This is a genomic window from Porphyrobacter sp. YT40, from assembly GCF_006542605.1.
Lineage (GTDB): Bacteria > Pseudomonadota > Alphaproteobacteria > Sphingomonadales > Sphingomonadaceae > Erythrobacter.
Genome location: NZ_CP041222.1, coordinates 2,979,301 through 3,002,229, shown reverse-complemented (window position 1 = coordinate 3,002,229; position 22,929 = coordinate 2,979,301). Strand labels below are relative to the sequence as shown.

Here is a 22,929-nt window from a genome sequence, read left to right as displayed (position 1 = left end):
CGGTGGCGGCGCACACCAGTGCGACCAGCCATTGGGACGTGCGCCATTACAGCGCATGTTCGAACCGATCGTAACCGCAGGCGCGGTGACTGGCTGGAGCGACGACCACCCTCCCGGGTGATCGGCTCCAGCCAGACGATCGGCACGAACAAGAACCGGTGGCGGCCCGTTCCCGTGCGACCGACCAGCGACGCTGCGCCATTGCAATGGCGCAATGCAGCCTTCGTGCGCCCGCGACCGCGGGGTCGAAAAGGTTCTAACCGCCCTGATGGCCGATTGCCCCTTTTCGAGCACGAAGGCAGCTTCGTCAGGAAGGCGCAGCACGCTCGCCTGACGGTCAGAAGGGAATGTCATCTTCCTCTTCCTCGTTTTGCCCGCCATTGCGGAGGTCTGCGCCCGCGCAGCCGGTAGCCGAGGCGCGCTCCTGCTCCTGAGCGATGGCGAACATGTCGTCCGCCGCCAGTGTCACGGACCCGTCAACAGCGCGTGCTGCGAGTGGGTCCTGTTCGTAGTCGAACGAAGCAGCCCGATTTTCGCTACAGAACCTGCAGAAACCCAGATCAAGCCGAGCGCGAAGATCATCGCGCTCCCTTTCGGTCTGAACGAGCTTGGTTCGCAGCTGCATCATATGCGTGCTGAGTTCTGCGTCGTGCCTTGTGCGTGCGATGTGGGCCAGTTCGTCCCAGCAGTCGAAATGCCGACGCTTATTCATCGCCAGCCTCCTTTGCCGGGGCAGCACCGGTCAGAGCAGTGGCTCTGGAGGCTTCGAGGGGAAGCATCGGCGCCAGCTTTTCATCGGCCACGGTGGCGTCAGAACCCGTGCCGAGTGGCCCGGCTGTTTGGTCTGGCTCGGCAGGCGGCGGCTCTGCTTCTGCGGTGAGGGGGATGCGTGCCAGTAGCCGTTGAAGGAGCTGTTCGGCTTCTTCCAAGCGGGCCTGGAGTTTAGTGCGATCTTTCTCGGCACGCCCAAGTTGGGCGCTGAGCTTGGCGACGTTCTCTTTGTATTCGTCTCTCTGCTGCTCTGCCTGACACAGCTGATCGACAAGGTGCCCGACCTCGTTCTTCTGCCGCTCCAACGCTTCTTCAGCGGCCAAGACCTCGCGGCGGCTGCGCGCCTGTATTTCAGCGCCAACCGCTTTGCAGGTGTCGGAAAACGACGTCAGGATTTGCGCCAAGATGGTTTCCAGCTGCTGCCTGAAATCAGTCACCAATTCGGTGGGCAGCGGAAAGGTCGCGTTTTCAGCGGTGGCCTTGCGAGCTGATTTCCACTGGCCAAACGCTGCGTAGAGGCGGCCGTTTGCCTGTAAACCCAAGGAGGTTGCGGCGCTGTAGCCGTTGAGGTCGTCGAGTTGGGCACCACCCTCAACGAGGCCATCGAACATACTGTATAGGTCGTCCGTGGAGACCCAATCCTTCTTCTTCTTCATGGGGAAATTCTCTGCCAGGACCGGCGTGATCACCTGAGGCGCCTGCGAGTCCTACGGCTCCTGCGATATCGCAGGGCTCGCAGATCTCGCACCACATGCCGGTCAATTCGGGACAGCGCTGGGGACCTTGCCCGCAGCGCGATTGGCCGTGTCAGAGGGGGTTACGGGGCAGCGAAGGTCTGTGGCGGTCGAATTACACCACGCCGTCGAATGTCCGCGGGAAGCGGCATCTTGCGGCGCGATTCCGCACTTCGACAAAAAATTGCCGCCACAATCGCCATCCAACCCATCAGGATGGATATGAATATCGTCAGATCAGATGGAAGCCGGAGCGACCTGCGCCTCTTACCCTGCAGTAAGTCAGCGCATGCAGCCAGAAGAGCACCAATAGCATGAACGCCATCGATCGATAGGGAATTGTCCCCTTCGATATGACTCGGATTCTGATTCGGTGCATGGCTCATGCTATAGGTATAGGATTATTATTCAGAAATACCAAGCAAGGGGAAGAGGACGGTGATCTGTCCGGCAGAAAGGAAAAGTTCCTTATCGCGAGCGGCGGATTAAAACCGAAGGACTTATGATGAAATCTGAACAACCTGAAGCGATGATACACCGCTTGGTCGCAGCCTCTCTGGCGTCGCTGATGCGGCTGCCTCCTCCAGGATCAGGCACACGCTTTACTGTGGCATCAGCGTGCATGATTGAGAGGGATCCTGCGTTTGATCAACTGATGCAGACAGCATCGCTGGCTAAGCTTGATGTGCTTGTGGCTGTATTCGAAAAGCGCAAGGTCGGCACTTCAGGCCCGCAACTCGTGCTGATCACCACCGAAGACGGGCAAGCTAAGGCCCGCAACGTTGATGTGGTATCGTTGACGTCAGGAAAGCCGGCGGTGCTCGTGTCCATGGATCGGAAGGAGGCATGGGAATTTCGCACCGACCGTCTCGTGCGTGCCACACCTCCTTCGCCAGATGCCATCCGCGGCGGCATCGCAGCCGCGGCCGCTGAATTCGACAGGGTGCTGATCAACCCTCCCGCTTACACTGCTTCCCTCAGGGCTCACCAGCTGGGCGCCTACCATCAGCATGTTGGCGCTCGCTGATCGCGACCGGATCCATCCTAGTTTTCCCTGCGGCGGTGACCTTCAAGGTCGCCGCCGCTTTCGTTTGAGGTAATAGATTATGACATATTCACCTGCGACCGCCACGACCTGCGCGCTCGCCATTATTCGCACCGCCACCGAATTGGCGCCAAGCAGCAGGATTGTCTGCGCTGCCGCATTCACCGCCACGGACGACACATTGTCGACCCGCTTTGACACACGCATGGCCACCGTTCCGCCAGCCTGTTCGCCTGAACAGGCTCTAGCGCACGTGGCACAGCTCGTCCCACTAGGCGCCACGGTCATCATCCGGAACCCGCGGATGCCGCGTGGCCTCGTGCGCCATCTTACGGCTGGCAGACCGATGCCAAACCCAACCGACGCGGGGGCTTTGCGGGGGTTACGGGGCGACCTAGACGTTCGCGCCGTGAACCTGCCTGAACAAACGCTCGACTGGGTATCACGATATTTCGGCCTGTTTCGAGCAAGCCCACACGATCTGATTGCCGAGAGGGCTCGCCGGTCGGAGGAGGAAGCAAAGGCGCTTTTTCTGGCGCATCTGTTCAGCGCAGTGAGTGAACCGGATCGCGTTCGTCTGGCCGCAGGATTCCAGGCGTGGAAGGCGCTGCGGAAGGCAGCGCCAATCGGGGCCTTTGGTGCGACGGAGGAATTCTGATGGGCAAGTTCATCATTTTCGACGCCGAATACGCTTGGCGCAATGATTGGTATCATGCCCACCGCTCCTTCGACAAAGCGTCTGATCGGAGGGCGATGGCAGTGAAGGAAGTGGTCGCATTGACCGCATATTCCTTCAGTTTCGACGAGGCGGGCACACTTACGATTGAGGATCACGCCTCGTGGGTGCAGGCTGACTGGGGCGGCGAGGGGCGGATGCTCGAGCAATTCTGCCACTTCCTGCGGGCACGAGACCAGCACACGTTGGTCGGATACGGCAGCTTGGGCGTTGACGTGCCTCTGCTCAGTCTCGCCGCAATGACCGCAGGGGTCCGGCTACCGTACCAGCTTCTCGACTTTCAGGGCCGCTGGGATAAGCGCCATACGGATCTTGGCCTGCTGTTGAAGGGCAGGGGGAAGTCGTGGATACACCTTTCCCAGATCGCTATCCGGCTCGGTATCCCGCTCGAACTGGTGTCGTCTAAAGCCGACGTGCCGGTGCCAACGAACCCGTGCGAATGGCAGCAGTTGCGCGAGCACGTTGAAGCAGATGCGCTGCTTCTCGCCTTGGTGTGGTCTGCCTGGCTGTGCGCGCAGGGAAGCAACGGCATTCGATATGCAACCGCCGCGATCGCTCACATCGCCGCATTCCGCAGAAGGCAGCCTGAGCACCGGCTCGAGGCGGTCCTGAGCCGTTATCAGCGCCAGCTGGAGCGAGAGGTCGCCGATCAGCTGGCGATCGCTGCTTGACAAAGGCGGGTGGTCGTCGCGAGACAACCACCCGTTTCGCCAAACTGTTCGGCCCCGGTCCTTGGGGGAACACTAAAGCGGCAACTTCTGAGCGGCGAGGTGTTAAGTATGCATATGAAATCTGACCGCCGAGAGTTGGACAAAGTCTTCAAGCGCCGGGATCGCTACGAGATCCCTGACTGGCAACGCGAAGAGGTCTGGGAAGAATCTCGAAAGCAGTTGCTGATCGACTCAATCCTTCGAGGCTGGAAGTTGCCCAAATTTTATTTTGTGGCATCGAAGACTGAGCCAGTAACATATGAGGTTGTCGATGGACAGCAGCGACTTGCAACCATATTTGAATTTCTTTCGGGCGAACTATCTTTGAGTGATAAGATGGCGAAAGAATTTGGCTCTAAACACTATAAGGGATTGCCAGATAATATATCTGACGCTGTTGACGATTTTAAAATAGATTTTGATATAATTGAAGATGCTACTGATGAAGAGCTTATGGAATTTTTTCAAAGACTTCAATCAGGTTTGCAGCTTAACTCAAGCGAAAAATTAAATGCTATTCCCAGCAAATTGAAGACGTTTTGCAAGAATATGGCAAAGCACGAATTCTTCAAAAATAAAGTTGCATTTGATAACAAGCGGTATGCTCATTTCGATGTCGTAGCAAAAGTTGCGACGCTTGAAGTTGAGGGGTTCGGTGCTGGGTTGCGATACGAGGATGTCCGGCAAGTTTTCGAAGCACAAAAGAACTTTTCCGAAAAGTCGCAAGTCGCTGTGAGGATAAAATCGTCGCTGGACTTTTTGGCTGCTTCGATTCCTGATAAATATCCAGCTTTCCGAAGCAGATCTTTGACGCAGTCTTTTATTTCGTTGATTTGTCATTTGCAGGAGAAGGGCGCGCTTAAAGGAAAGGAGGGCACTATCGCAGAATTCGCAAAATTCTTCGTCAGTGAACTAAGTGCGCAAGTCGAAAAAGGTCAATCAGCAACAGACTCTGATTTGATCGCGTTCCAAAAAAGTATCAATGCAAATATCAAATCTGGGCCAGTAATACGAGATCAAGTGTTGCTTCGAAAGTTGTTTCAATTTGACCCTTCGTTCCTGACTAGTGTGGATGCGACCGCGATAGCCGCTGCTGATTTTTCTGGTGAAATCGCAAGTGTTGCTAAAAATTTGAGGTCGCTGGTAGTCGAAATAAATAGTGCCTTTGCAGCGAAAAGCGGAAGTGATTTGTTCAAGGCAACGAACAAAACAGTACAAGCTCAGGTTGCTATCGGTGAGCCAATCAGTTCATATTCTGAATATAAAGAATTTGTAGAGAACCTTTATTTTCTATTTTGGGAAGGTCCGGGTTCAAAAATTAATGATAAGCCTCAATCTTTCAAGGACGTAAATACACTTCGAACAGAATTGCAGCATGATGTTGATCATGGGAAGGCAAGTTCTGTCACGAAAAAGAAGTTGGTCCACGGTCAAACGTTTAAGAAATATTCAGGTGTTGCTTCACCTGTCGTTGCTGCACCTTCACAATTTCCTTTGCTTCAATTGTCATTGCTACGGGCAATTAAGGATGATCTGGCTGAAATTTTTGTGAATCTTGGAGGGTAGCGAATTTTCAAATGAGATACCGAGGTGGCCCCAGCTCCATTTGGAGCAAGAGGTTGCCGATCAGCTGGCGGTCGCGGCTTGAACAATGCGGGTGGTCGTGGCGTCACGACCACCCGTTTTGATTATTTGCTCAGGCGCGCTTCTTTGGAGGCGCACCAAAGCGGCTACGATGCGGCAGCGGAAGGACCTTCAGCGCCTGCGGTTGCAGATGATCTGTGATAACCGTAATGCGACCCTCCATCAGTTCGCGGGCTTCACTAAGCGCGACGTATTGATCCTCGCTCAGTTCGCGGAAGCTGTAGTGCAAGCCGTTCGTCCCCGTCCGCGCGTGGCCCATGATGTCGGCACGAACAATGTCAGGCACATTCTCGACGGCGTAGAAGCCGCTGCCAGTCTTGCGTATGCTGTGGAGGTCGACCCGTTTCCCGTTGAGCCCGGTCGGCAACGTCATGCGTTGCCGGGCCCATGCCATCAGTTGCACCCAAGCTCGCTCGCGGAATTGCGCGCCGCCATTCTTGCGGCTGTTGATCCACAACTCCGGGAACAGAGCGGCATGGCCCTCCTTGCGCATGGCTTCGACATAGGTGCGGAACCCTAAGCGCATGATTTCCCGGTGAAGCGGGATATCGCGTCCACGTGCAGCACGCTTCTCACCCCGCAATTCGTCGTCGGTGCCGCGAAGGTTGTTGTTCTTCACGGTCACGAAGGGGACCGGCGTGCCGAGGCTGACCTCGTCGAGCTTCAGACCGGCAATCTCGTTCAGGGCGGCGTGCGAATAATAGAGCAGGAGCGGGAGCCAGTAGCCAGCGTCTTGATAAACATCTTCCGGTGGGGCCGGATAAAGGCGCTCAAGGTGTCCACGGCCACCGGTCCACACCGGCGCCGTAAACAGCTCGCGAAGCTGGCTGACCTTCCACGGCGGCCTCACCGGGGTTTTGCCCGTTGGCTTGGCGTTACGGATCAGTGCCTTGGTGAAGTTTAGCACATCAGTGTTCGGGATGAGTGGTGCCCACTCGTTCTGCGCAAGGTATTGGGCCACCGTCGACATATAGGAGAGGTCACGATTGATCGTGACTGCCTGGCGAGGGACGAAGGGCTTCAGCTTCGACTTGTCCTGGGCGCGCTCGTAGGCAGCCTTCTCGGCCGCGACTTTCTTGGCGACCGCAGGGTAGGGCTGGCCGAAGTGATCGTGCCACTGGAACGCCTTGGGCAGCAGTTGCAGCGCCTTCTTGAACTCGCCCACATCAAGGTGCGTGTAATCGCCAAGGGCCTTATCGCCGGTGATCCATGCGAAGCTGCGCATGACGCGCACTTGTTGGCTGATGTCGCCCGTCCATCGCTTTTCCGCCTTCATTGCAGCGGCGACCTCGTCAATCACCTCGCTGAACCGACGCGTGCTGTGAACGAGGAAGCGGCTGTTGGCCTTTGGGGCGGGTGCTGGTTCGGGAGGGGGAGCGGCAGCCGGAACTGCAGCCGCTGTGGACGTAGGGGTTGTCGGCACCCGGCTGGTGATCGGCAATGCACCCGCCAGTCCCGTGGGACGGAAGCTCTCATCCTTGGCCCGCTGCGCCAAAAAGGCAGCTGGATCGATCGCGTCCTGAACCTCGGGATCAAGATAGCGCGAGGCTAACTCGTGCGCGCGCCCTTGCGCGCGAGTGATGATAGCAGCAATCGCGCCATAGCTTGCCCGGCTTGGGAGCATGCCGAAGGCAGCGATCCATTCCTCGATCATCGCTTCCGGCACATGCTCGGGATGGGCGTAACGATCCAGATCCGCCGCTACGCCTTCAACGGTGACGTCATCGAAGCCTTGCGACAGCAACCGCTCTCGTTCCGCACTGCCGATTTCGCGAGCTGCCGCCGGTCGCTGTGCCAGCCGGAAGGCAGCCGCTGCAGTACGATATGCGCTTGCAACCGCCTGAGGGTTATCAGCCGCATGAAACCCGAGGAGGAGATCGTCGAGGCAGGAGCGCAGCTCGGCGTCGAAAATCTCGTCGATCATCGCCTGAGTCAGGCGATCGCCACGCTCGATGAACATTGCAACCCTCCCGGTCAGTTCGGTGAAGCGCACGGACAGGGATGCTGCCCGGTGGCGGGCAAGCGCAGGTTCCCGCGTGCCCAGCGCAAGGGTAACGTGGGCGTGTAGGGATTCGGTTAACCGAGCCCGGCGGCGAAAATAGTATCGGCCTGACTGGATGTAGGTGTGGGGTATGGTTGCCATCGTCGGCTCCTTGTCGGAGGCCGGCTCGGGCGCCTTTCCTGAACGGGGTTGGCTAGGAAATGGCTAGCTCATTGCCCACGTCGTTGGCTAGGCGGTCTGAACCGGCTAGGGAAAGCCGTTTCAGAACAGTCATTTGCGTGAAAAGTGGTCGGGGAGACAGGATTCGAACCTGCGACATCTTGCTCCCAAAGCAAGCGCGCTACCGGACTGCGCCACTCCCCGACACTTTTCTCATCGCCCTTCCGGTGGGCCCGGCAGGATTCGAACCCGCGACCTAGCCGTTATGAGCGGCCAGCTCTAACCGCTGAGCTACAGGCCCCTGGCTTGCGCGCAAGGTTCCGGAAGACAGGACGAGCCCCGCCTCTACTGTGCGCGCGGCGGGGATACAAGCGCTCTAACGACCCGCAGCCGCGATGATTTCGGCCACGGTGCAGCTCGCTATCCCGCACACGGCGAGATGCGCGTAGACCGCTTCGAACCAGCCATAGAGCGCTTCGACATCGGCCTCGGTCCTTGTGTAGGGCGTGTGGCCCGGCGCGAGGGTGGGGCTGTGGAACGAGAGCACCAGCAACGGCAGGTCGCTTTCGAGCAGGATGTCGATCCCGCGCAGCGCCTCGTCACGCGACACCCCTTCGGGGGTGAGCGCGATACGTTCGAGCAGACCGGCGCGCGAAAAGCCCGAATAGATGGTCGGCAGGTGGCGCTGCACGCGGTGGATCAGCGGCCCGACCGGGCTCAACAGGCCCGCATAGGTGCTGCTCACCGGCAGTTCGAGCAGCGTGCCTTCGGGGTCGGCCCAGTAGGGGGCGAGCGGGTGATTGCTGTAATCGGGCCCGCCCTGGTGACTGTAATCGAACAGCGGGCGCACCGAGGTGTCGACCCGGATTCCCGCCTGCTTGAGCAGCTCGGCGGTGTGCGGGCCCAGCCCGTAGCGCCCCGCACGGTAGATCATCGGGGCGGTGCCGAATGCGGTTTCGATCGCGTCACACAAGGCGGTGAACTTGGCGGCTTCCAGCGCAGGCGGAAGGTTCCCGGCGAAGGAATTGCGCTCGCTCACCTCCTCCTCGAAGGGCGGGTTGACCCAGGGGTGGAGCTGCACGCCGACATCGGCCACACCGCGCCGCACTGCATCGCCGATGATCGCAACGGCGCGGGGCTCGTTCACCACCGGCCAGTCCACCAGATAGACCGGATGCGCGCCGATCCCTTCGCAAAAGGCCTGAAAGCGCGGGAGCGCAGCGAGGTGGCTCAATCCATAGCCGTCGCGGCGGAAGGGGGCACGCCAGTCGAATTCCTCTTCGGTGTCGACCGTCAGCAGAACCCGCCGCCCGAAGCCGGGCGCAAAGCGAGCGCTGCGCCCGGCGGGCGGCACCTCGAGCATCGAACCTGTCGTCATCCCCCTGACTTGCGCCTCCCGGTCGCGATCCCTCAGGCCTCGGCTGTATCTGCCGATATGATAGTCTCGCGAAGTAAAGGGAGCGTCAAGATCAGGTCGGTGCCATCCCGGCTCAGCCCGCCGCCGGCGGCGCGCGCTTCGGCACGGGCGAGGCGCAGGGCGAAGCCGGTGCCGAACAATCCCGCATTGATCGTGCCCTCGGCAGAGCGGGTGGTGGCGGCGAAGAGATTGTCTGCTGCCGCCAGCTTTGCAGGAAGCTGGCACGCCAGCCGCGCCAGCGCCTGTCCGGCAGGCCCGGTCAGCGATCCGAGCGTCACGCTGATCCGCTCGCCCGCGCCGCAGGCCGCGCCGAGGCTGGCGAGCACCCGCCACACCAGCGCCTCGGCATCCTCGGGGTCGAGGCCGGTCATGAGCGCAGCCTCGGGCCCGAAAGCGGGGTCGAGCCCGGCACCCTGCGGGGCCAGTACCGGATCGAGCTGCGCAGTAGTACGCAGCACCAGCGCGGCCAGATCGGTCTCGCCCGGCTCGATCCGCGTCGCTCCGGTCTCGAGCCGCGCCAGCCGGTCGAGTTCCTCGAACCCGGAAAGGATGCGCGCGGCATCGGCGGCGATGGCGGCGGCGAGTGCGCGGTATTCGTGCGGGGCCGGGCCGAACAGCTGTTGCTGGATGACCTCGGCATAGCCCTGCACGGCGGTGACGGGCGTGCGCAACTCGTGGAGCAGCTGGCGGATGCGATCGGCCTCGCGCGCTTCGGGGCCGAGGGTGCGGGACGACGGATCGGGCACCCGGCGCAGCCGCCCGAGATAGCCGGTGAAGTGCCCGTCCGCGCTGAAATGCGGCTCGGCATCGAGGCTCCATTCCCCGGTGATGGCCGGTGCGCCCGCAAGGCTCACCGCGCCGCCGATGACCGGCTGGCGGCGGGCAAAGGCGCGGGCGATCGCGTCATCCGCACCGAACAGGCGGGTACCGACCACCATCGGCGCGGCCTCGCTGACGGCCCAGTTAATCCGCCCGGCGGTGTCGGCGGCAAATGCGAAGCTCGACAGCGTGCGATCGGGGCGCTGCGTCAACTCGCCGAGCGGCAGGCGGGGGGATTGCTCGAGTTCGGTGGGGTTGTCGCCGCGGCTGCGCCGGAACTGGGCAATGCGCTCGACCAGCGCGGAAATTTCGGTTCGCCCGCTCTCGTCGCGGTCGCGGCGGCTGGCAGGGGCGCGGTGAAGCGGGATCGGCTGGGCGGGGGGTGGGGGAGGGGCCGGCGTCAGCTGCGGCACCGCTTCCGACGAACCGCGCGCGCTGTCATCGCCGGCAACGGGCGCGGGCGCGGGCAGGCCGCGATCATGCACTCCCAGCCGCGCCAGCAGCGCCTCGACATCGACCGGCAGGTCGCGGCGCAAGCGCAGGAACCCGCGCGCGCGCACCGGCAGACGCGGAATCAGCGCGGCCCAATCCTCGCTGGCGAGATCGGCGCGGGTCAGCGCGGCGGCGGCGACCTCGGGCTCGTGATCGGCCAGATGCGAGGCGAGATCGGGGCTCTGGAAGCGCCAGCCGGGCTCGCGGATCATCCGCGCGCGCGCTTCGGCGGGGATCACCTCGGCCAGCGCATCCATGCGCAGCCAGGCGGCCGCGAGCAGGCTGTGATCGTCGCCCGGCGCATGGACTCGCCTGCGACCGAGCAGGTCGAGCAATTGCCGATATTGCGTGCGCAACGATCCCTCGCCCATGGCGCGCTGGCGCAGCACGGTGGCAAGTCGGTCGTCGAAAAACACGCAAATCTCCTCAAGGCACGCAGGCGGCGCGAATCGCGCGCGTCGCGGGCGGGTGCAGCGCCGCTATAGTCGGCTTAGGCCCCGCCGTCTTATCAGGCTGGAGCATTTGTCACAGTCTGACGCGAAAGGTGCGTTGCAAAGCGGGACAATTGCTGGCAGACCTAATAATATTAGCCAAGCGGGCCATGGAGCGCGCAACATGTTTCTTTGGGATCACAGCGCGCCTGCCTCGCCCTCCGGCCCGGCACCTTGCGCCGGGGGAGCTTAAGCCACGTGGCCAATCTCGACGATATCGACCGCCGTCTGCTGGCGGAATTGCAGGCAGAAGGCCGCGTCACCAATGTCGAACTCGCCCAGCGCGTCGGCCTGACCGCGCCGCCCTGTCTGCGCCGTGTGCGGGGCCTTGAAGAAGATGGCGTGATCCGCGGCTATCACGCCGATCTCGACCCGTCCAAGCTCGGCTTTGCGATCACCGTCTTCGCGATGGTCAGCCTCAAGAGCCAGGCCGAAAGTTCCTTGCGCGAGTTCGAAGAGCATATGCGTGCGCTGCCCGAAGTGCGCGAGTGCCACATGCTCAACGGCGAGATCGACTTCATCCTCAAGATCGTCAGCAAGGACTTGCAGAGCTTTCAGGAATTCCTGACCGGCAAGCTGACGCCCGCGCCCAATGTGGAAAGCGTCAAGACCTCGCTCACGATCCGCACCGCCAAGCAGGAACCCGGTGTTCCCCTGTGAGTGAGGCCCGGCGCCTCGCGGAGCCGGTGCGCGGGCACTGCCTGTGCGGAGCGGTCACGATTATCGTCACGGCGATGCATGCCGAGGTCGATATCTGCCACTGCGCCATGTGCCAGCGCTGGGGCGGGGCATTCTACGCTGGTGTCAAGGGCGAGGCCGCCGAGGTCGCGGGCGAGGATGCGGTGACCGTCTACCGCTCAAGCCCATGGGCCGAGCGCGCCTTCTGCGGCACTTGCGGCAGCAACCTGTGGTATCGGTTTTTGCCGACTGGCAACCGCAGCTTCCTCGCCGGCCTCTTCGACCTGCCGCCCGGCTTCGGGATCGAGCAGCAAATTTTCGTCGATGAAAAACCCGACTGGTATGATATTGTTCAGGAAAGCCCGATGCTGACGGGCCCCGAAGTGATCGCCGAAGCGACAGCTCAGGGGTTCAGCTTCGATTGACCGCGAGGGGAGGGGTGTGCCGCATGATCGACGAACCGCCGCCCCAAGCGCCTGACCTCGCCGCCCCAAACGAGAACGATGTGAGCGCCGCCGCGCCGGTGATCGCCGAGCGGGCAGATGGTTCCGTGGTGATTGACCTCACCCGGCTTGTCCCACCACCGCCCGCGGAGGAATGCATCGACGAACCCGCCGATCCGCTCACCTCAGAGATTGTGGTCTGTGCGGTCACCGGCCCTTCGCCGCGTCTTGGCCCCGTGATCGGGCCGGTCGATGACGGTTTCGGCAACGCGATCCCGCGCGCGCGGATCAAGCTTTCGGAGACGGCGGAAGCTCAGGCGAATCTCCACAACACGCCCGTCGGCGGCTTCAACGCCAATGGCGGCGAGTTGCGACTGAAGATCGACTTCTGACGCGCGCCTAGTGCAATTTCAGCTTGGGCCGCACGATGCGGTTCACCCGGCCCACCAGCATCAGGAAGGTCGCCTTCACCCAGCCGTGGATGCCGATCAGGTGCAGGCGATAGAGCGAGGTGTAGATGAACCGCGCCAGCCGCCCCTCGATCGCCATGCTGCCGCCGATCAGGTTGCCCATCAGGCTCCCCACGGTCGAAAAGCGGCTCAATGACACCAGCGAGCCCTTGTCCTGATAGGTGAAGTGCGTGAGCGCGCGGCCCTGCTGCATCCGCACGATATTCGCGAAGACCGTCGCCGCCATCTGGTGCGCGGCCTGCGCGCGCGGGGGTACGGGGCGATCCTCGCCCGGCGGGGTGTAGCTGGCACAGTCGCCCAGCGCATAGATGCACGGATCGACCGTGGTCTGAAGCGTGTCGGTGACGAGGATCTGGTTGCGGCCGTTGGTCTCCAGCCCAAGGCCAGAGATGAAATCCGCACCCTTGACCCCTGCCGCCCAGACGATGAGATCGGCTTCGATCGTCTCGCCTGTAGCGGTGACGAGCTGGCGCGGGCGGGCCTCGACGACCTGCACGCCGGGCCGCACATCCACGCCGAGCACTTCCAGCTCGTGCTTGGCAGCGGCGGCGAGTTTTTCGGGGAGGGCAGGCAGGATGCGCGGGCCTGCTTCGAGCAGGGTTACATGCATCCGGCTCTCGTCAAACACCTCGAGCCCGTAGTGCCGCAAGGCGCCTGCTGCATTGTATAGCTCGGCGGCCAGCTCCACCCCGGTCGCCCCGCCGCCGACGATCGCGACACGCACCTGCTCGTCCGCGCTCGCATCGTTCATCATCGCCCGGCTGACGCGCAGGCAGTGGTTGAGCAGACGGGTGCGGAAGCGGTCGGCCTGTTCGCGGCTGTCGAGGTAGAGGCAATGCTCCTTCACCCCCGGCACGCCGAAGTCGTTGGAGACCGAACCCATCGCCAGCGCGAGGATATCGTAGCGGATGGTGTGGCCCGCGATCAGCTCGCTGCCGTCATCGTCCTTCACGGGGGCGAGACGGATGGTCTTGGCTTCGCGGTCGATCCCTTCGAGGCTGCCCTGAAAGAAGCGGTAGCCCCAGCGGTGGCAATGCCCGCGATAGCCGACCTCGTCCAGGTTCGCGTCGAGCGACCCGGCGGCGACCTCGTGCAGCAGCGGCTTCCAGATGTGGCTGAGGTTCTTGTCGACGAGGATGATGTCGTGCCGCTTGCGCCCGTATTTGGCGCCAAGTCGGCGGACCAGCTCAAGCCCGCCCGCGCCCCCGCCGACGACGACAATCTGGGTCTTGCGGTTCATTCAGGCACTCCTTGGCACGACCGTGCGACGCAATCCCGAGGCCGTGTTAGCCTCTGCCGCAAACAATTGCGCGTCAAATCAACGTAGCGCGGCGGAACTCATGTTGCGGTGCAACATGAAAGCCACAGCGCATGAGACGGCAAAGGGTTCCTGCGAGTTTGGTGGGGTCTCTGCGTCGACGCGGCAGTCAGGAAAAGTTCGGGAGGGTCCCCGAGAACGCTGCCAGCATTGCGACCAGATGCACGATGCCCACCACGACAAGCGGTGTAAGGCGTGCGCGAGCAAGCGAATACCCTGCCAGCGCGCCCAAGGTCGGAAACTGGGCCAGCGCCAGAGTGATCGACAGCGGCCCGATGCTGTCACCTTCGAGCAGCGTGGTCAGCATCGGCACAGGAAACAGTGCGCGGGCCGCGGCGTAACTGCCGTGTCCCGCGCCCGCCGAGATGACGGCAAGAAATAGCGCTGCCACCTCGATCATCAGACCCAGGGCAAACCCCGTGGCTGTCGGGGTGAAAAGCGGCGAACGCAGCGGATCGGTTTTCATCGAACTGAGCGGCCTTACTCCGCCGACCGTTCCTCCAGCCACTTTTCCAGCCACTTGATCGAATAGTCGCCGTTGAGCACATCATCCTGCCGCAGCAGTTCCTGATGCAGCGGGATATTGGTCTTCGGCCCCTCGACCACCATTTCCTCGAGCGCGCGGCGCAGGCGCATGATGCAGCCTTCGCGGTTGCGGCCGTAGACGATCACCTTGGCGATCATGGAATCGTAATAAGGAGGGATCCGGTATCCGGCGTAAAGCCCTGAATCGACGCGCACATGCATCCCGCCCGCCGGGTGATAATAGGTGACGAGGCCGGGCGAGGGCGCGAAGGTGAAGGGGTCTTCGGCGTTGATCCGGCATTCGATTGCGTGGCCGGTGAATTCGAGCTCGTCCTGCGTCACTGACAGCGGCTTGCCTTCGGCGATGCGGATCTGTTCGCGCACCAGATCGACTCCGGTGATCGCCTCGGTCACGGGGTGTTCGACCTGCAGGCGGGTGTTCATCTCGATGAAGTAGAACTCGCCGTTTTCCCACAGGAACTCGATCGTGCCCGCGCCGCGATAGCCCATGTCGCGCATCGCCTTGGAGCAGACCTCGCCCATCCGCATCCGCTCTTCATGGCTGATGACGGGGGAGGGGGCTTCCTCCAGCACCTTTTGATGGCGGCGCTGCAATGAGCAATCACGCTCGCCCAGATGGATCGCATTGCCGTTGCCGTCGCCGAACACCTGGAATTCGATGTGGCGCGGATTGCCGAGATATTTCTCGATATAGACCGTGGCGTCACCGAAAGCGGCCTTCGCCTCGGAGCCGGCCTGCTGCATCAGGGTTTCGAGCTTGTCTTCGCTCTCGCACACCTTCATGCCGCGCCCGCCGCCGCCCGAAGCGGCCTTGATGATCACGGGGTAGCCGATCTCCTTGGCGATCTTGCGCGCCTCATCGAAGTCGGACACCGCGCCGTCGGAGCCGGGCACCAGCGGCAAGCCCAGCGCGCCTGCGGTGCGCTTGGCCTCCACCTTGTCGCCCATCGTGCGGATATGCTCGGGCTTGGGGCCGATCCAGATGATGTCGTGCGCTTCGACGATGTCGGCGAACTTGGCGTTTTCCGACAGGAAGCCGTAGCCCGGGTGGATCGCATCGCACTGCGCGATTTCTGCGGCCGAAATGATGTTGGCAATGTTGAGATAGCTCTCGCCCGCAGGCGGTGGGCCGATGCACACCGCGTGGTCGGCAAGGCGGACGTGCATCGCGTCGGCATCGGCGGTGGAGTGCACCGCAACCGTCTCGATCCCCATTTCATGCGCCGCACGGTGGATGCGCAGCGCGATCTCGCCGCGGTTGGCGATCAGAATGCGTTTGATGGCCATGAGCTTACGAAATCACCACCAGCGGCTGGTCGAATTCGACCGGCTGGGCCGTTTCGATCAGGATCGCGGTCACGGTGCCGGAGCGGGGGGCGGTGATCGGGTTCATCACCTTCATCGCCTCGACGATCAGCAGCGTATCCCCTTCCTTCACGGCTTTGCCGACGGCGATGAAGGGCGCGGCGCCCGGCTCGGGGGTCAGGTAGGCGGTGCCGACCATCGGCGACTTGACGGCGTTGGTCATGTCGGGCCCGGCAGGCGCGGCCGCTTCTGCCGGAGCGGGTGCAGCGGCGGCAGCGGGCGCAGGCGCGGCGGCAACCGGGGCGGGGGCTGCGGCATAGACCGGCGCGGCGGCGGCCACGGCCCCGCGCGAGACGCGGATCTTGCGGTCGTCATCCTCGACCTCGATTTCGGTGAGGCCGGTCTCGTTGAGCAGCTCGGCCAGCTCGCGCACCAGCGCGGTGTCGATGTTCATGCCCGACTTGCGCCCGTTTGCCTTGCCGGATTGGCCAGCGTCGTTTGCCATGATTGTCCCTTGTTATGGTGCTACGCCCGTATGACGCGCGGGACTATTGCCGCGAATTGCGGCTGGCAAGTGGCAAGGGCGGGAAATTGTGAAAGACCCGTGACGGATCAGACCCGCCCCGACGCTACGGCTTCGAGCGCGATGCGGTAGGAAGCCGCGCCGTGGCCTTCGACGGTCAGCGCCGCGCCCATCCCGACATAGGAAAGGTGGCGGAAGGGCTCGCGGGTCTTGGGATCGGACAGGTGCACCTCGACCACCGGGGTTTTGATCGCCTTGATCGCATCGAGCAGCGCAATGGAGGTGTGGGTATAGGCCGCCGCATTCAGCAGCACCGCGCGCGCACCCTCGGCCTGCGCTTCGTGCAGCCAGTCGACCAGCATCCCTTCGTGATTGGTTTGGCGCATCTCGATTTCGAGCCCGAGTTCGCGGGCGCGGTCCTCAAGCATCCCCGCGATGTCGTCGAGCGTGGTGGTGCCGTAGATCTCCGGCTCGCGCGTGCCGAGAAGATTGAGGTTGGGGCCGTTGAGGACATAGACGAGGTTGGTCATGGGCCTGGGCTTAGCCTGCGGCGCTCAGACGGGGAAGGGGCATCGGCGAGAGGCCGTCATCATGCGGAGCGTCATGAAAAAATGCCCCCGCCTTGCGGGCGGGGGCATAAAGGCTGGAGCCTCCGGCTCCTCGGGTCGCGCTGCGCTTCTAGCAGAAGGCCTCAGCGGTGCCCGTGACAATTGCTGTTAGGGCGCTGGCGCTGACATTCGGCGGGCGCCTTACCGGTCCACCCCCTTGACCTTCCCCCACTGCCGCGCCGCCGTGTAGCCGAGGTAGCCGGTGCCGAAGAGCGCGTAGAGCGGTTCGGGGAGCCCTGCGAGGTAGGCGTTCATCCCCGCCGCAATGTCGCGTGCGGCGACGGGGTGGAAGGCGCTGAGCAATCCCATCGGCAATGCGGCGAGCAACAGGATATACATCACGTAGAGGAAGCTCGGCCGGGCGCGGCTGGTCCAGGGGTCGGCGGAATTGGCCTCGGCGACGATCGCCTGCAGCTGCGCCTCGATCATCTTCATTTCCTGCGTGCCCTCGAGCGCGATCAGTTCGAGCTTGGCGCGCGCCTGCGCTTCCTTGTCGGGGATGATCTTGTCGATGATCGAGGCGATGGGGCCGATGAGAATGTCGACGAGGGCCATGCTGCGTGCTCCTATGGCGTGATTCGCGCACAGGAATGACCAAATCGGTTAGAGTAGGAAAATGATTTATCCTATTACGCCTCCGCCTCGGAAAGCAATCGCTGGGCCAGCACCAGATGGGGGCGGTCGAGCATCGCGCCGTCCAGCGCAACAACGCCCGCGCCGGGGTGGTCGGCAAAGGCCTGCACCACCGCGCGGGCATGGGCGAGTTCCTCGGCGCTGGGCGTGAAGGCTTCGTTGATCGGATCGACCTGTGCGGGGTGGATCGCGAGCATCCCCCGGAACCCCTGCGCCCGCACCCGCCGCGCGCGGGCCGCCAAAGCCTCGAGATCGCGGAATTCGGGCTGCACGGTTTCGATCGCCGCCACCCCCGCCGCCGCTGCGCCGATCAGGCACAGGCTGCGCGCCATTTCATAGGTGTGCGAGTATTCCCCGTCCGGCCCCCGCTGCTCGCGCGCGCCCAATGCCGAGGAGAGATCCTCCGCCCCCCAGCTCATCGCCACCAGCCGCTCGCGGCCCGGATAGTCGCCCGCATAATCGCCGGTACGAAACATCGCGGCAGCCGTTTCGGTCACAAGCGCAGCAATCAGCGTGCGGCCCTGCGGTATGCCGTTCGCGGCTTCCAGCGCGGTGAGGTAGTGGTGCAGCCGGGTGATGTCGGCGGCACCTTCCGCCTTGGGCAGAAACACCCCGCCGGGGCGCGCGGGGATGACCGCGACCAGGTCGGCGATGCAGGCAGGCGTGCCGACCGGATTGATCCGCACCCACAGCCGCGCGGCATTCTCTCCCGCGCTTATCTGGTCGCACACCATCGCGCGGGCGGCGGGCTTGTTCTCGGGCGCGACCGAATCCTCCAGATCGAGCAGCGCGATATCGGCAGGCCCGGCAATCGCCTTGCCCATCTTCTTCTCGCTGTCGCCCGGCGCGAACAGCCATGAGCGCATTTTTGGCAGGGAAGGGGCATTGTGGGCCATCGGGGCAATCCTCTCGTCGTTGCCTCAGCGCTTACGAAGCGGGCGCGCGCCCTGCAAGCCTGCGTCATTTGCCCGAGGCCATCCGCACGGGGCCTTTACAAGTGGCGCGCGGGCCTGTCCGTTGCTATACGAGACCGACCATCAAATCAGCGGGGGGAGCCGCCAGTGGCCATCGCATTTTCCGTCAACGGCAAACCTGTGAGCGTGGAGGCGGAACCCGATACGCCGCTGCTCTGGGCCTTGCGCGACGATCTCGGGCTGACCGGGACCAAGTTCGGCTGCGGCGTCGCCGCCTGCGGGGCGTGCTCGGTGCATGTCGATGGGAACCTCACCCGCTCGTGCAGCCTGCCGGTGGGCGAGGTAGCAGGCAAGTCCGTCACCACGATCGAGGGGCTGAAGGCCGCCGACGGCACGCTCCACAAGGTACAGCAGGCCTGGATCGAGGCGCAGGTGCCGCAGTGCGGGTACTGCCAGTCGGGCCAGATCATGGCCGCCGTTGCGCTGATCGAGAAGGTCGGCGCGCCGACTGACGCGCAGATCGACGAGGCGATGACCAATATCTGCCGCTGCGGCACCTATCCGCGTATCCGCAAGGCGATCCTGGCCGCGACTGGAAACGCCGCCACCGGCGCCGCTGCCGCAGCCGAAGGAGCCGCGTGATGGCCGACAATCCGAGCCCCGATCTCGATTACCCGGAAACCGATGCCCCCGCAGCCAAGCCCAAGAAGAAGGGCGTCAAGCGTCGCATCTTCCTCGCCGGTTCCGCGCTGGTGGTGGGCGGCGGGATCTTTGGCGTGTGGTGGACCGACAGCAGCGCGAAAGCGCGCGCCAATGCGCTGATCGGCGGCGAGGGCAGGCACGCCTTCGGCTCCGTCATGACCATCGCCGAGGACGACACGGTAACGGTCTTCTCGCCCCACATCGACTTCGGCCAGGGCTCGCACACGGCGCTCGGCCAGATGCTCGCCGACGAGCTCGATGCCGATTGGGACAAGGTGACGATCGCGCAGGCCCCGGCGGACATGGCCTTCGCCAACACCGCGCTGGCCAAGGGTTTCCTGCCGACCATGACGGGCGAATTTGCCGCCGGGCTGATCCCCGATGCCGTGATCGGGATGATGGCGCGCTCGATGCCGCTGATGATCACCGGAGGCTCCTCGGCGATCCGCTTCACCGGCGAGGTCGCGATGCGCCGCACCGGCGCGGCGGTGCGCGCGGCGCTGGTCGCGGAAGCGGCCGACCGGCTGGGCGTGCCCGAGAGCGAACTCACCACCGCCAATTCAGTGGTCACCCACGCCGCCTCGGGCAAGTCGCTGCGTTATGGCGAGCTGGCGGCAGGCGCGGCGGAGCGTTCGCTCGCCAGCGATCCGGTGCTCAAGACCCCCGACCAGTGGACGCTGATCGGAAAGGACGTGTTCCGGCGCGACATTCCCGCCAAGGTCGATGGCTCGGCGGTCTATGGCATCGACTTCACGCTGCCGGACATGCGCGTCGCCACCATCGCCATGGCCCCGGTGCGCGGCGGCACGCTGGAGAGCGTCGACGAGGCCCCCGCCATGGCGGTCAAGGGTGTCGAGAAGGTCGTGAAGCTGCCCGACGCGGTGATCGTCGTCGGCAAGGGATACTGGCAGGCGAAGAAGGGCCTCGATGCACTCGCGCCCAAGTGGAGCGACGGCGGTAACGCCGCGGTCTCCACCGCCGCGGTCTATGCCGCGCAGGCCAAGCTGCGGCAAACCGCCGAAAAGCCCGACAACGAGGGCGGCGCGGGCGATGTCGGCGCAGCCTTCAGCGCGAACGACGTCAAGCTGGTCGTGGCCGAGTACAAGGTGCCCTTCCTGCACCATGCGATGATGGAGCCCTTCGCGCTCACCGGCCATTACAAGGATGGCACGCTCACCTTGTGGGGCGGCTTGCAGGACCCGCTCAGCACGCGCACCAAGGCGGCGAAGGCCGCGGGGCTCGATGTCGAGAAGGTCGTCTTCAACCCGATGATCATGGGCGGCGGCTTCGGGCGGCGGTTCCCCGATCTGGTTGAGATCATCGATCAGGTCGCGGTGCTGGCCAAGCAGGTGCCTTACCCCGTCAAGCTGATCTGGAGCCGCGAGGAGGAGGTGCGCCACGGCACCTATCGCCCGCAATCCTCGGCGGCGCTCAAGGCCAGCCTCAAGGATGGCGCGATCACCGCGATGCAGATGGATTACGTGCAAAGCGGCAATGCCGAGGGCGAGGTGCCCTTCATCTACGACATCCCGGCCACCGCGCGCCGCCATTTTGCTTATCAGTCGAACCAGATCGACGGCCCGTGGCGCTCGGTCAATGCGACGCAGATCGGGTTCTACACCGAAAGCTTCATGGACGAGCTGGCGGCGGCGGCGGGCGAAGACCCCTACCAGTTCCGGCGCAAGCACCTGCCCGAGGGCGGGCGCCACCAGAAGGTGCTCGATGAAGTCGCCAAGCGCTCCGGCTGGGGCACGCCGCTGCCGGAAGGCACGGGGCGCGGGATCGCGATTGTCGAAAGCTTCGACACCATCGTCGCCGAAGTGGTCGAGGTGGCGCTGAAAGACGACGGCACCCCCAAGGTGGTGCGCGCCTTCGCGGTGGTCGATTGCGGCACCACCATCAATCCGCTCAACGCCGAGGCGCAGATTGCCGGCGGCCTTATCATGGGGCTGTCCTCGGCGATGGGCGAGCAGGTGACGCTCGACCAGGGCGCGGTGGTGGAGAGCAACTTTACCGATTATCCGATCCTCAAGCTCGCCGATGCGCCGCCTGTGGTGGACGTGCATTTCATCGACAGCGGCGCGAAGACCGGCGGGATCGGGGAGCCGGGCCTGCCGCCCGCAAGCCCCGCGCTCGCCAATGCGCTCGCGGCGCTGACGGGCAAGCGCATCCGCAATTTGCCGGTGCTGACGCAAGCACGGGCGTGATCGCTCGCTGGTCGGCGTTGGTCCTCGCTGGCGGGGCGGGGCGGCGCTTTGGCGGGAGGAAACTGCTCGCCGATCTGGCTGGCGCGCCGGTGATCAGGCGAGTGGCGGACCGGATCGTGGGTGTTGGATTTGCCGAAGTGATTGCCGTCACCGGGGCGGAGGACGAGGCAATCAAGCGCGCGCTTGCGGGTGCCGATGTGTCCATAATCCTCGCAACTGACTGGGCAGAAGGCATGGCGGCAACCTTGCGCACCGGCATCGCTGCGCTCGACCCCCACAGCGAGGGCGTGTGCATCTTCCTCGGCGATATGCCGCTGGTGCCGGCGGCGCTGAGCCCGACGCTTGTGACGGCGGCGGCGCAGGCGGGCTATGCGGCAAGACCGCGCTGCGAGGGCAAGCCCGGACATCCCGTCGCCTTCACCCGCGCGGCATTCGGCGATCTGCTGGCGCTGGAAGGCGACCGGGGTGCCACCGTGCTGCTCGCGGCGCGCGGCGAGGGTGTGGCCTATGTCGAGACCGCCGACAGCGGCGTGCTGCTCGATATCGACACGCCCGAAGACCTCGCCGCCGCCGTCGCCGCGTGGAAGGCCTGAGCGACCTCGGCCACCAGCGACAGGGCGACATCGCGCGGGGATTTGGAAAAGCCCGACAGGCCGATTGGCGCATGAAGCCGCGCCAGCGCCGCCTCGCTCACCCCATGCCCCCGCAGCCGCGCCATGCGCTGATCGAGCCGCACCCGCGCGCCGATCGCGCCGACATAGAAGGCTTCGGATTGCAGAGCCGCCGCGAGGCCGGCCTCGTCATCCTCGCGATCGTGCGAGAGCACCGCGATGGCGGTATAGCGGTCGATGCTGATTTCGGCGAGAGCGCTGGCGGGGGCGCTGCGGTGATAGGCGAGGCCCTCCCACGGCGCAGCCTCGGGCCCACCGGGGGTGACGAGCGCCACCTGCCAGCCCATGTCGCGGGCCAGCGCAGCGGCGCTCAGCGTCGCGCCATCCTCGCCGATCAGCACCAGCCGCAGTGGCGGGCGGAAGAGGCGCGTGTAGCGGGTGCCGTCCCAGCTGGCGGCGACAGATTCATCAGGCGCTGTGTCGGCAGTGCGCGTTACCCCGTCGCTCGACCACAGCACCGGGCGGCGCGCGCGCCACGCGTCGAGCCATGCCGTCACCGCCGCCTCGTCGCTCGCGACCGGCTCGACCAGCACGGTGATCCCCGATCCGCAGGCGAGCCTGATGTCGATCCACGGACTGCCTTCGCCATAGCGCAGCAGGCGCGGCACGCCTTCGGCCAGCACCTCGCGGCCGTGACGTGCGACGTCATCCTCGATGCAGCCGCCCGACAGGAAGCCCCAGTGCGAATCCGCCGTGATCAGCATCTGCGCGCCCACATCGCGCGGTGCCGAGCCGTCGACCGTCACCAGCGTGGCAATCGCGAAGCGTTCGGGCAGGGTTGCACAAGCGAGCAGCGCCTCGCGGATATCGTCGACAGGGGCGGCAAGATGCCAGCGGCTCATGGGCGAAGGGGCTTTCCTGAAGAGGGCGCGGCCCAGACTAACCCGCCCG

The 22,929-nt window shown here is 63.9% G+C and carries 24 protein-coding genes and 2 tRNA genes; 10 read left to right on the top strand and 16 right to left on the bottom strand.

Annotated features, from left to right (window positions below; genetic code table 11):
- Positions 1-337: 337 nt before the first annotated feature.
- Positions 338-712 carry a hypothetical protein gene (locus E2E27_RS14115; RefSeq protein ID WP_141460173.1) on the bottom strand — a complete coding sequence of 125 codons (375 nt, stop codon included), beginning with the start codon at positions 710-712 and terminating at the stop codon, positions 338-340.
- Complete coding sequence (locus E2E27_RS14110; protein ID WP_141460171.1) at positions 705-1,427, bottom strand: GumC domain-containing protein; 723 nt, start codon at positions 1,425-1,427, stop codon at positions 705-707. Before E2E27_RS14110 ends, E2E27_RS14115 begins: the two co-directional genes overlap by 8 nt.
- Positions 1,428-2,007: 580 nt before the next feature.
- Between E2E27_RS14110 and E2E27_RS14105 the strand changes: the two genes are divergently transcribed.
- The gene (locus E2E27_RS14105) at positions 2,008-2,532 is read left to right on the top strand and encodes a hypothetical protein (RefSeq protein ID WP_141460169.1); all 525 of its coding nucleotides are present in this window, start codon (positions 2,008-2,010) and stop codon (positions 2,530-2,532) included.
- 42 nt (positions 2,533-2,574) lie between these two features.
- Here E2E27_RS14105 and E2E27_RS14100 read toward each other — a convergent pair whose 3' ends face one another.
- Positions 2,575-2,757, bottom strand: a complete 183-nt coding sequence (locus tag E2E27_RS14100) for a hypothetical protein (protein ID WP_141460167.1) — start codon at positions 2,755-2,757, stop codon at positions 2,575-2,577.
- Positions 2,758-2,959: 202 nt separating this feature from the next.
- Between E2E27_RS14100 and E2E27_RS14095 the strand changes: the two genes are divergently transcribed.
- From E2E27_RS14095 to E2E27_RS14085, 3 genes are all read left to right on the top strand, one after another.
- On the top strand, positions 2,960-3,208 hold the full coding sequence (locus E2E27_RS14095) for a hypothetical protein (RefSeq protein ID WP_141460165.1): 249 nt from the start codon (positions 2,960-2,962) through the stop codon (positions 3,206-3,208).
- The gene (locus tag E2E27_RS14090) at positions 3,208-3,957 is read left to right on the top strand and encodes a 3'-5' exonuclease family protein (RefSeq protein ID WP_141460163.1); all 750 of its coding nucleotides are present in this window, start codon (positions 3,208-3,210) and stop codon (positions 3,955-3,957) included. The genes E2E27_RS14095 and E2E27_RS14090 overlap by 1 nt, the downstream gene beginning before the upstream one ends.
- A 114-nt stretch (positions 3,958-4,071) precedes the next feature.
- Entirely contained in the window at positions 4,072-5,562 is a 1,491-nt protein-coding gene (locus tag E2E27_RS14085) for a DUF262 domain-containing protein (RefSeq protein WP_181443456.1), read from the top strand.
- A 130-nt stretch (positions 5,563-5,692) separates the two neighbouring features.
- On the opposite strand, the gene E2E27_RS14080 is transcribed toward E2E27_RS14085, so the two are convergent.
- From E2E27_RS14080 to E2E27_RS14060, 5 genes are all read right to left on the bottom strand, one after another.
- Complete coding sequence (locus tag E2E27_RS14080; protein WP_141460159.1) at positions 5,693-7,633, bottom strand: site-specific integrase; 1,941 nt, start codon at positions 7,631-7,633, stop codon at positions 5,693-5,695.
- A gap of 295 nt (positions 7,634-7,928) precedes the next feature.
- A tRNA-Pro gene (locus E2E27_RS14075) sits at positions 7,929-8,005 on the bottom strand.
- A gap of 24 nt (positions 8,006-8,029) precedes the next feature.
- Positions 8,030-8,102, bottom strand: a tRNA-Ile gene (locus E2E27_RS14070).
- A gap of 75 nt (positions 8,103-8,177) precedes the next feature.
- Complete coding sequence (locus tag E2E27_RS14065) at positions 8,178-9,179, bottom strand: polysaccharide deacetylase family protein (RefSeq protein ID WP_141460157.1); 1,002 nt, start codon at positions 9,177-9,179, stop codon at positions 8,178-8,180.
- A 32-nt stretch (positions 9,180-9,211) separates the two neighbouring features.
- Positions 9,212-10,945 (bottom strand): histidine kinase dimerization/phospho-acceptor domain-containing protein, encoded by a 1,734-nt coding sequence (locus tag E2E27_RS14060; RefSeq protein ID WP_141460155.1) that lies wholly within the window; start codon positions 10,943-10,945, stop codon positions 9,212-9,214.
- Positions 10,946-11,218: 273 nt separating this feature from the next.
- On the opposite strand from E2E27_RS14060, the gene E2E27_RS14055 reads away from it, so the two are divergent.
- From E2E27_RS14055 to E2E27_RS14045, 3 genes are read left to right on the top strand one after another with little or no spacing between them, the layout of a single operon-like run.
- Complete coding sequence (locus E2E27_RS14055; protein ID WP_068862764.1) at positions 11,219-11,680, top strand: Lrp/AsnC family transcriptional regulator; 462 nt, start codon at positions 11,219-11,221, stop codon at positions 11,678-11,680.
- Positions 11,677-12,123, top strand: coding sequence for a GFA family protein (locus E2E27_RS14050; protein WP_234036066.1), 447 nt, complete (start codon positions 11,677-11,679; stop codon positions 12,121-12,123). The genes E2E27_RS14055 and E2E27_RS14050 overlap by 4 nt, the downstream gene beginning before the upstream one ends.
- Before the next feature lie 23 nt (positions 12,124-12,146).
- Positions 12,147-12,533, top strand: a complete 387-nt coding sequence (locus E2E27_RS14045) for a hypothetical protein (RefSeq protein WP_141460153.1) — start codon at positions 12,147-12,149, stop codon at positions 12,531-12,533.
- A 7-nt stretch (positions 12,534-12,540) separates the two neighbouring features.
- Here E2E27_RS14045 and E2E27_RS14040 read toward each other — a convergent pair whose 3' ends face one another.
- The 7 genes from E2E27_RS14040 to E2E27_RS14010 all read right to left on the bottom strand — a co-directional run bounded on the left by E2E27_RS14040 (position 12,541) and on the right by E2E27_RS14010 (position 18,410).
- Positions 12,541-13,851 (bottom strand): NAD(P)/FAD-dependent oxidoreductase, encoded by a 1,311-nt coding sequence (locus tag E2E27_RS14040; protein ID WP_141460151.1) that lies wholly within the window; start codon positions 13,849-13,851, stop codon positions 12,541-12,543.
- Between the two features lie 187 nt (positions 13,852-14,038).
- Entirely contained in the window at positions 14,039-14,395 is a 357-nt protein-coding gene (locus E2E27_RS14035) for a hypothetical protein (RefSeq protein WP_141460149.1), read from the bottom strand.
- Positions 14,396-14,409: 14 nt separating this feature from the next.
- Entirely contained in the window at positions 14,410-15,762 is a 1,353-nt protein-coding gene (gene accC / locus E2E27_RS14030) for an acetyl-CoA carboxylase biotin carboxylase subunit (protein ID WP_141460147.1), read from the bottom strand.
- 4 nt (positions 15,763-15,766) lie between these two features.
- On the bottom strand, positions 15,767-16,285 hold the full coding sequence (gene accB / locus E2E27_RS14025; protein ID WP_141460145.1) for an acetyl-CoA carboxylase biotin carboxyl carrier protein: 519 nt from the start codon (positions 16,283-16,285) through the stop codon (positions 15,767-15,769).
- A 107-nt stretch (positions 16,286-16,392) separates the two neighbouring features.
- A complete protein-coding gene (locus E2E27_RS14020) occupies positions 16,393-16,833 on the bottom strand; it encodes a type II 3-dehydroquinate dehydratase (protein WP_141460142.1) in 441 nt (146 codons plus the stop codon).
- 219 nt (positions 16,834-17,052) lie between these two features.
- Positions 17,053-17,466 carry a holin family protein gene (locus E2E27_RS14015; RefSeq protein ID WP_141460140.1) on the bottom strand — a complete coding sequence of 138 codons (414 nt, stop codon included), beginning with the start codon at positions 17,464-17,466 and terminating at the stop codon, positions 17,053-17,055.
- 74 nt (positions 17,467-17,540) lie between these two features.
- Positions 17,541-18,410 (bottom strand): HpcH/HpaI aldolase/citrate lyase family protein, encoded by an 870-nt coding sequence (locus tag E2E27_RS14010; protein ID WP_141460138.1) that lies wholly within the window; start codon positions 18,408-18,410, stop codon positions 17,541-17,543.
- Between the two features lie 195 nt (positions 18,411-18,605).
- Here E2E27_RS14010 and E2E27_RS14005 point away from each other — a divergent pair, with 195 nt between their 5' ends.
- Genes E2E27_RS14005 through E2E27_RS13995 form a run of 3 tightly spaced genes read left to right on the top strand, consistent with a single transcriptional unit; the run spans position 18,606 to position 21,960 of the window.
- Positions 18,606-19,100 (top strand): (2Fe-2S)-binding protein, encoded by a 495-nt coding sequence (locus E2E27_RS14005; protein ID WP_234036065.1) that lies wholly within the window; start codon positions 18,606-18,608, stop codon positions 19,098-19,100.
- Positions 19,100-21,367 (top strand): xanthine dehydrogenase family protein molybdopterin-binding subunit, encoded by a 2,268-nt coding sequence (locus tag E2E27_RS14000; protein ID WP_141460136.1) that lies wholly within the window; start codon positions 19,100-19,102, stop codon positions 21,365-21,367. The genes E2E27_RS14005 and E2E27_RS14000 overlap by 1 nt, the downstream gene beginning before the upstream one ends.
- Positions 21,364-21,960 carry a nucleotidyltransferase family protein gene (locus tag E2E27_RS13995; protein WP_141460134.1) on the top strand — a complete coding sequence of 199 codons (597 nt, stop codon included), beginning with the start codon at positions 21,364-21,366 and terminating at the stop codon, positions 21,958-21,960. The genes E2E27_RS14000 and E2E27_RS13995 overlap by 4 nt, the downstream gene beginning before the upstream one ends.
- On the opposite strand, the gene E2E27_RS13990 is transcribed toward E2E27_RS13995, so the two are convergent.
- On the bottom strand, positions 21,873-22,880 hold the full coding sequence (locus tag E2E27_RS13990) for an XdhC family protein (RefSeq protein ID WP_141460133.1): 1,008 nt from the start codon (positions 22,878-22,880) through the stop codon (positions 21,873-21,875). The genes E2E27_RS13995 and E2E27_RS13990 overlap by 88 nt on opposite strands.
- Positions 22,881-22,929 lie beyond the last annotated feature (49 nt).

Bases quoted from the DNA above. Each gene is read 5' to 3' on its own strand.
- E2E27_RS14105 (WP_141460169.1), top strand. From the start codon at position 2,008: ATGATGAAATCTGAACAACCTGAAGCGATGATACACCGCTTGGTCGCA.
- E2E27_RS14065 (WP_141460157.1), bottom strand. From the start codon at position 9,179: ATGACGACAGGTTCGATGCTCGAGGTGCCGCCCGCCGGGCGCAGCGCT.
- E2E27_RS14100 (WP_141460167.1), bottom strand. From the start codon at position 2,757: ATGCGTGTGTCAAAGCGGGTCGACAATGTGTCGTCCGTGGCGGTGAAT.
- E2E27_RS14035 (WP_141460149.1), bottom strand. From the start codon at position 14,395: ATGAAAACCGATCCGCTGCGTTCGCCGCTTTTCACCCCGACAGCCACG.
- E2E27_RS14040 (WP_141460151.1), bottom strand. From the start codon at position 13,851: ATGAACCGCAAGACCCAGATTGTCGTCGTCGGCGGGGGCGCGGGCGGG.
- E2E27_RS14110 (WP_141460171.1), bottom strand. From the start codon at position 1,427: ATGAAGAAGAAGAAGGATTGGGTCTCCACGGACGACCTATACAGTATG.
- E2E27_RS14015 (WP_141460140.1), bottom strand. From the start codon at position 17,466: ATGGCCCTCGTCGACATTCTCATCGGCCCCATCGCCTCGATCATCGAC.
- E2E27_RS14045 (WP_141460153.1), top strand. From the start codon at position 12,147: ATGATCGACGAACCGCCGCCCCAAGCGCCTGACCTCGCCGCCCCAAAC.
- E2E27_RS14000 (WP_141460136.1), top strand. From the start codon at position 19,100: ATGGCCGACAATCCGAGCCCCGATCTCGATTACCCGGAAACCGATGCC.
- E2E27_RS14020 (WP_141460142.1), bottom strand. From the start codon at position 16,833: ATGACCAACCTCGTCTATGTCCTCAACGGCCCCAACCTCAATCTTCTC.
- accB (WP_141460145.1), bottom strand. From the start codon at position 16,285: ATGGCAAACGACGCTGGCCAATCCGGCAAGGCAAACGGGCGCAAGTCG.
- E2E27_RS14115 (WP_141460173.1), bottom strand. From the start codon at position 712: ATGAATAAGCGTCGGCATTTCGACTGCTGGGACGAACTGGCCCACATC.
- E2E27_RS13990 (WP_141460133.1), bottom strand. From the start codon at position 22,880: ATGAGCCGCTGGCATCTTGCCGCCCCTGTCGACGATATCCGCGAGGCG.
- E2E27_RS14010 (WP_141460138.1), bottom strand. From the start codon at position 18,410: ATGCGCTCATGGCTGTTCGCGCCGGGCGACAGCGAGAAGAAGATGGGC.
- E2E27_RS14085 (WP_181443456.1), top strand. From the start codon at position 4,072: ATGAAATCTGACCGCCGAGAGTTGGACAAAGTCTTCAAGCGCCGGGAT.
- E2E27_RS14090 (WP_141460163.1), top strand. From the start codon at position 3,208: ATGGGCAAGTTCATCATTTTCGACGCCGAATACGCTTGGCGCAATGAT.
- accC (WP_141460147.1), bottom strand. From the start codon at position 15,762: ATGGCCATCAAACGCATTCTGATCGCCAACCGCGGCGAGATCGCGCTG.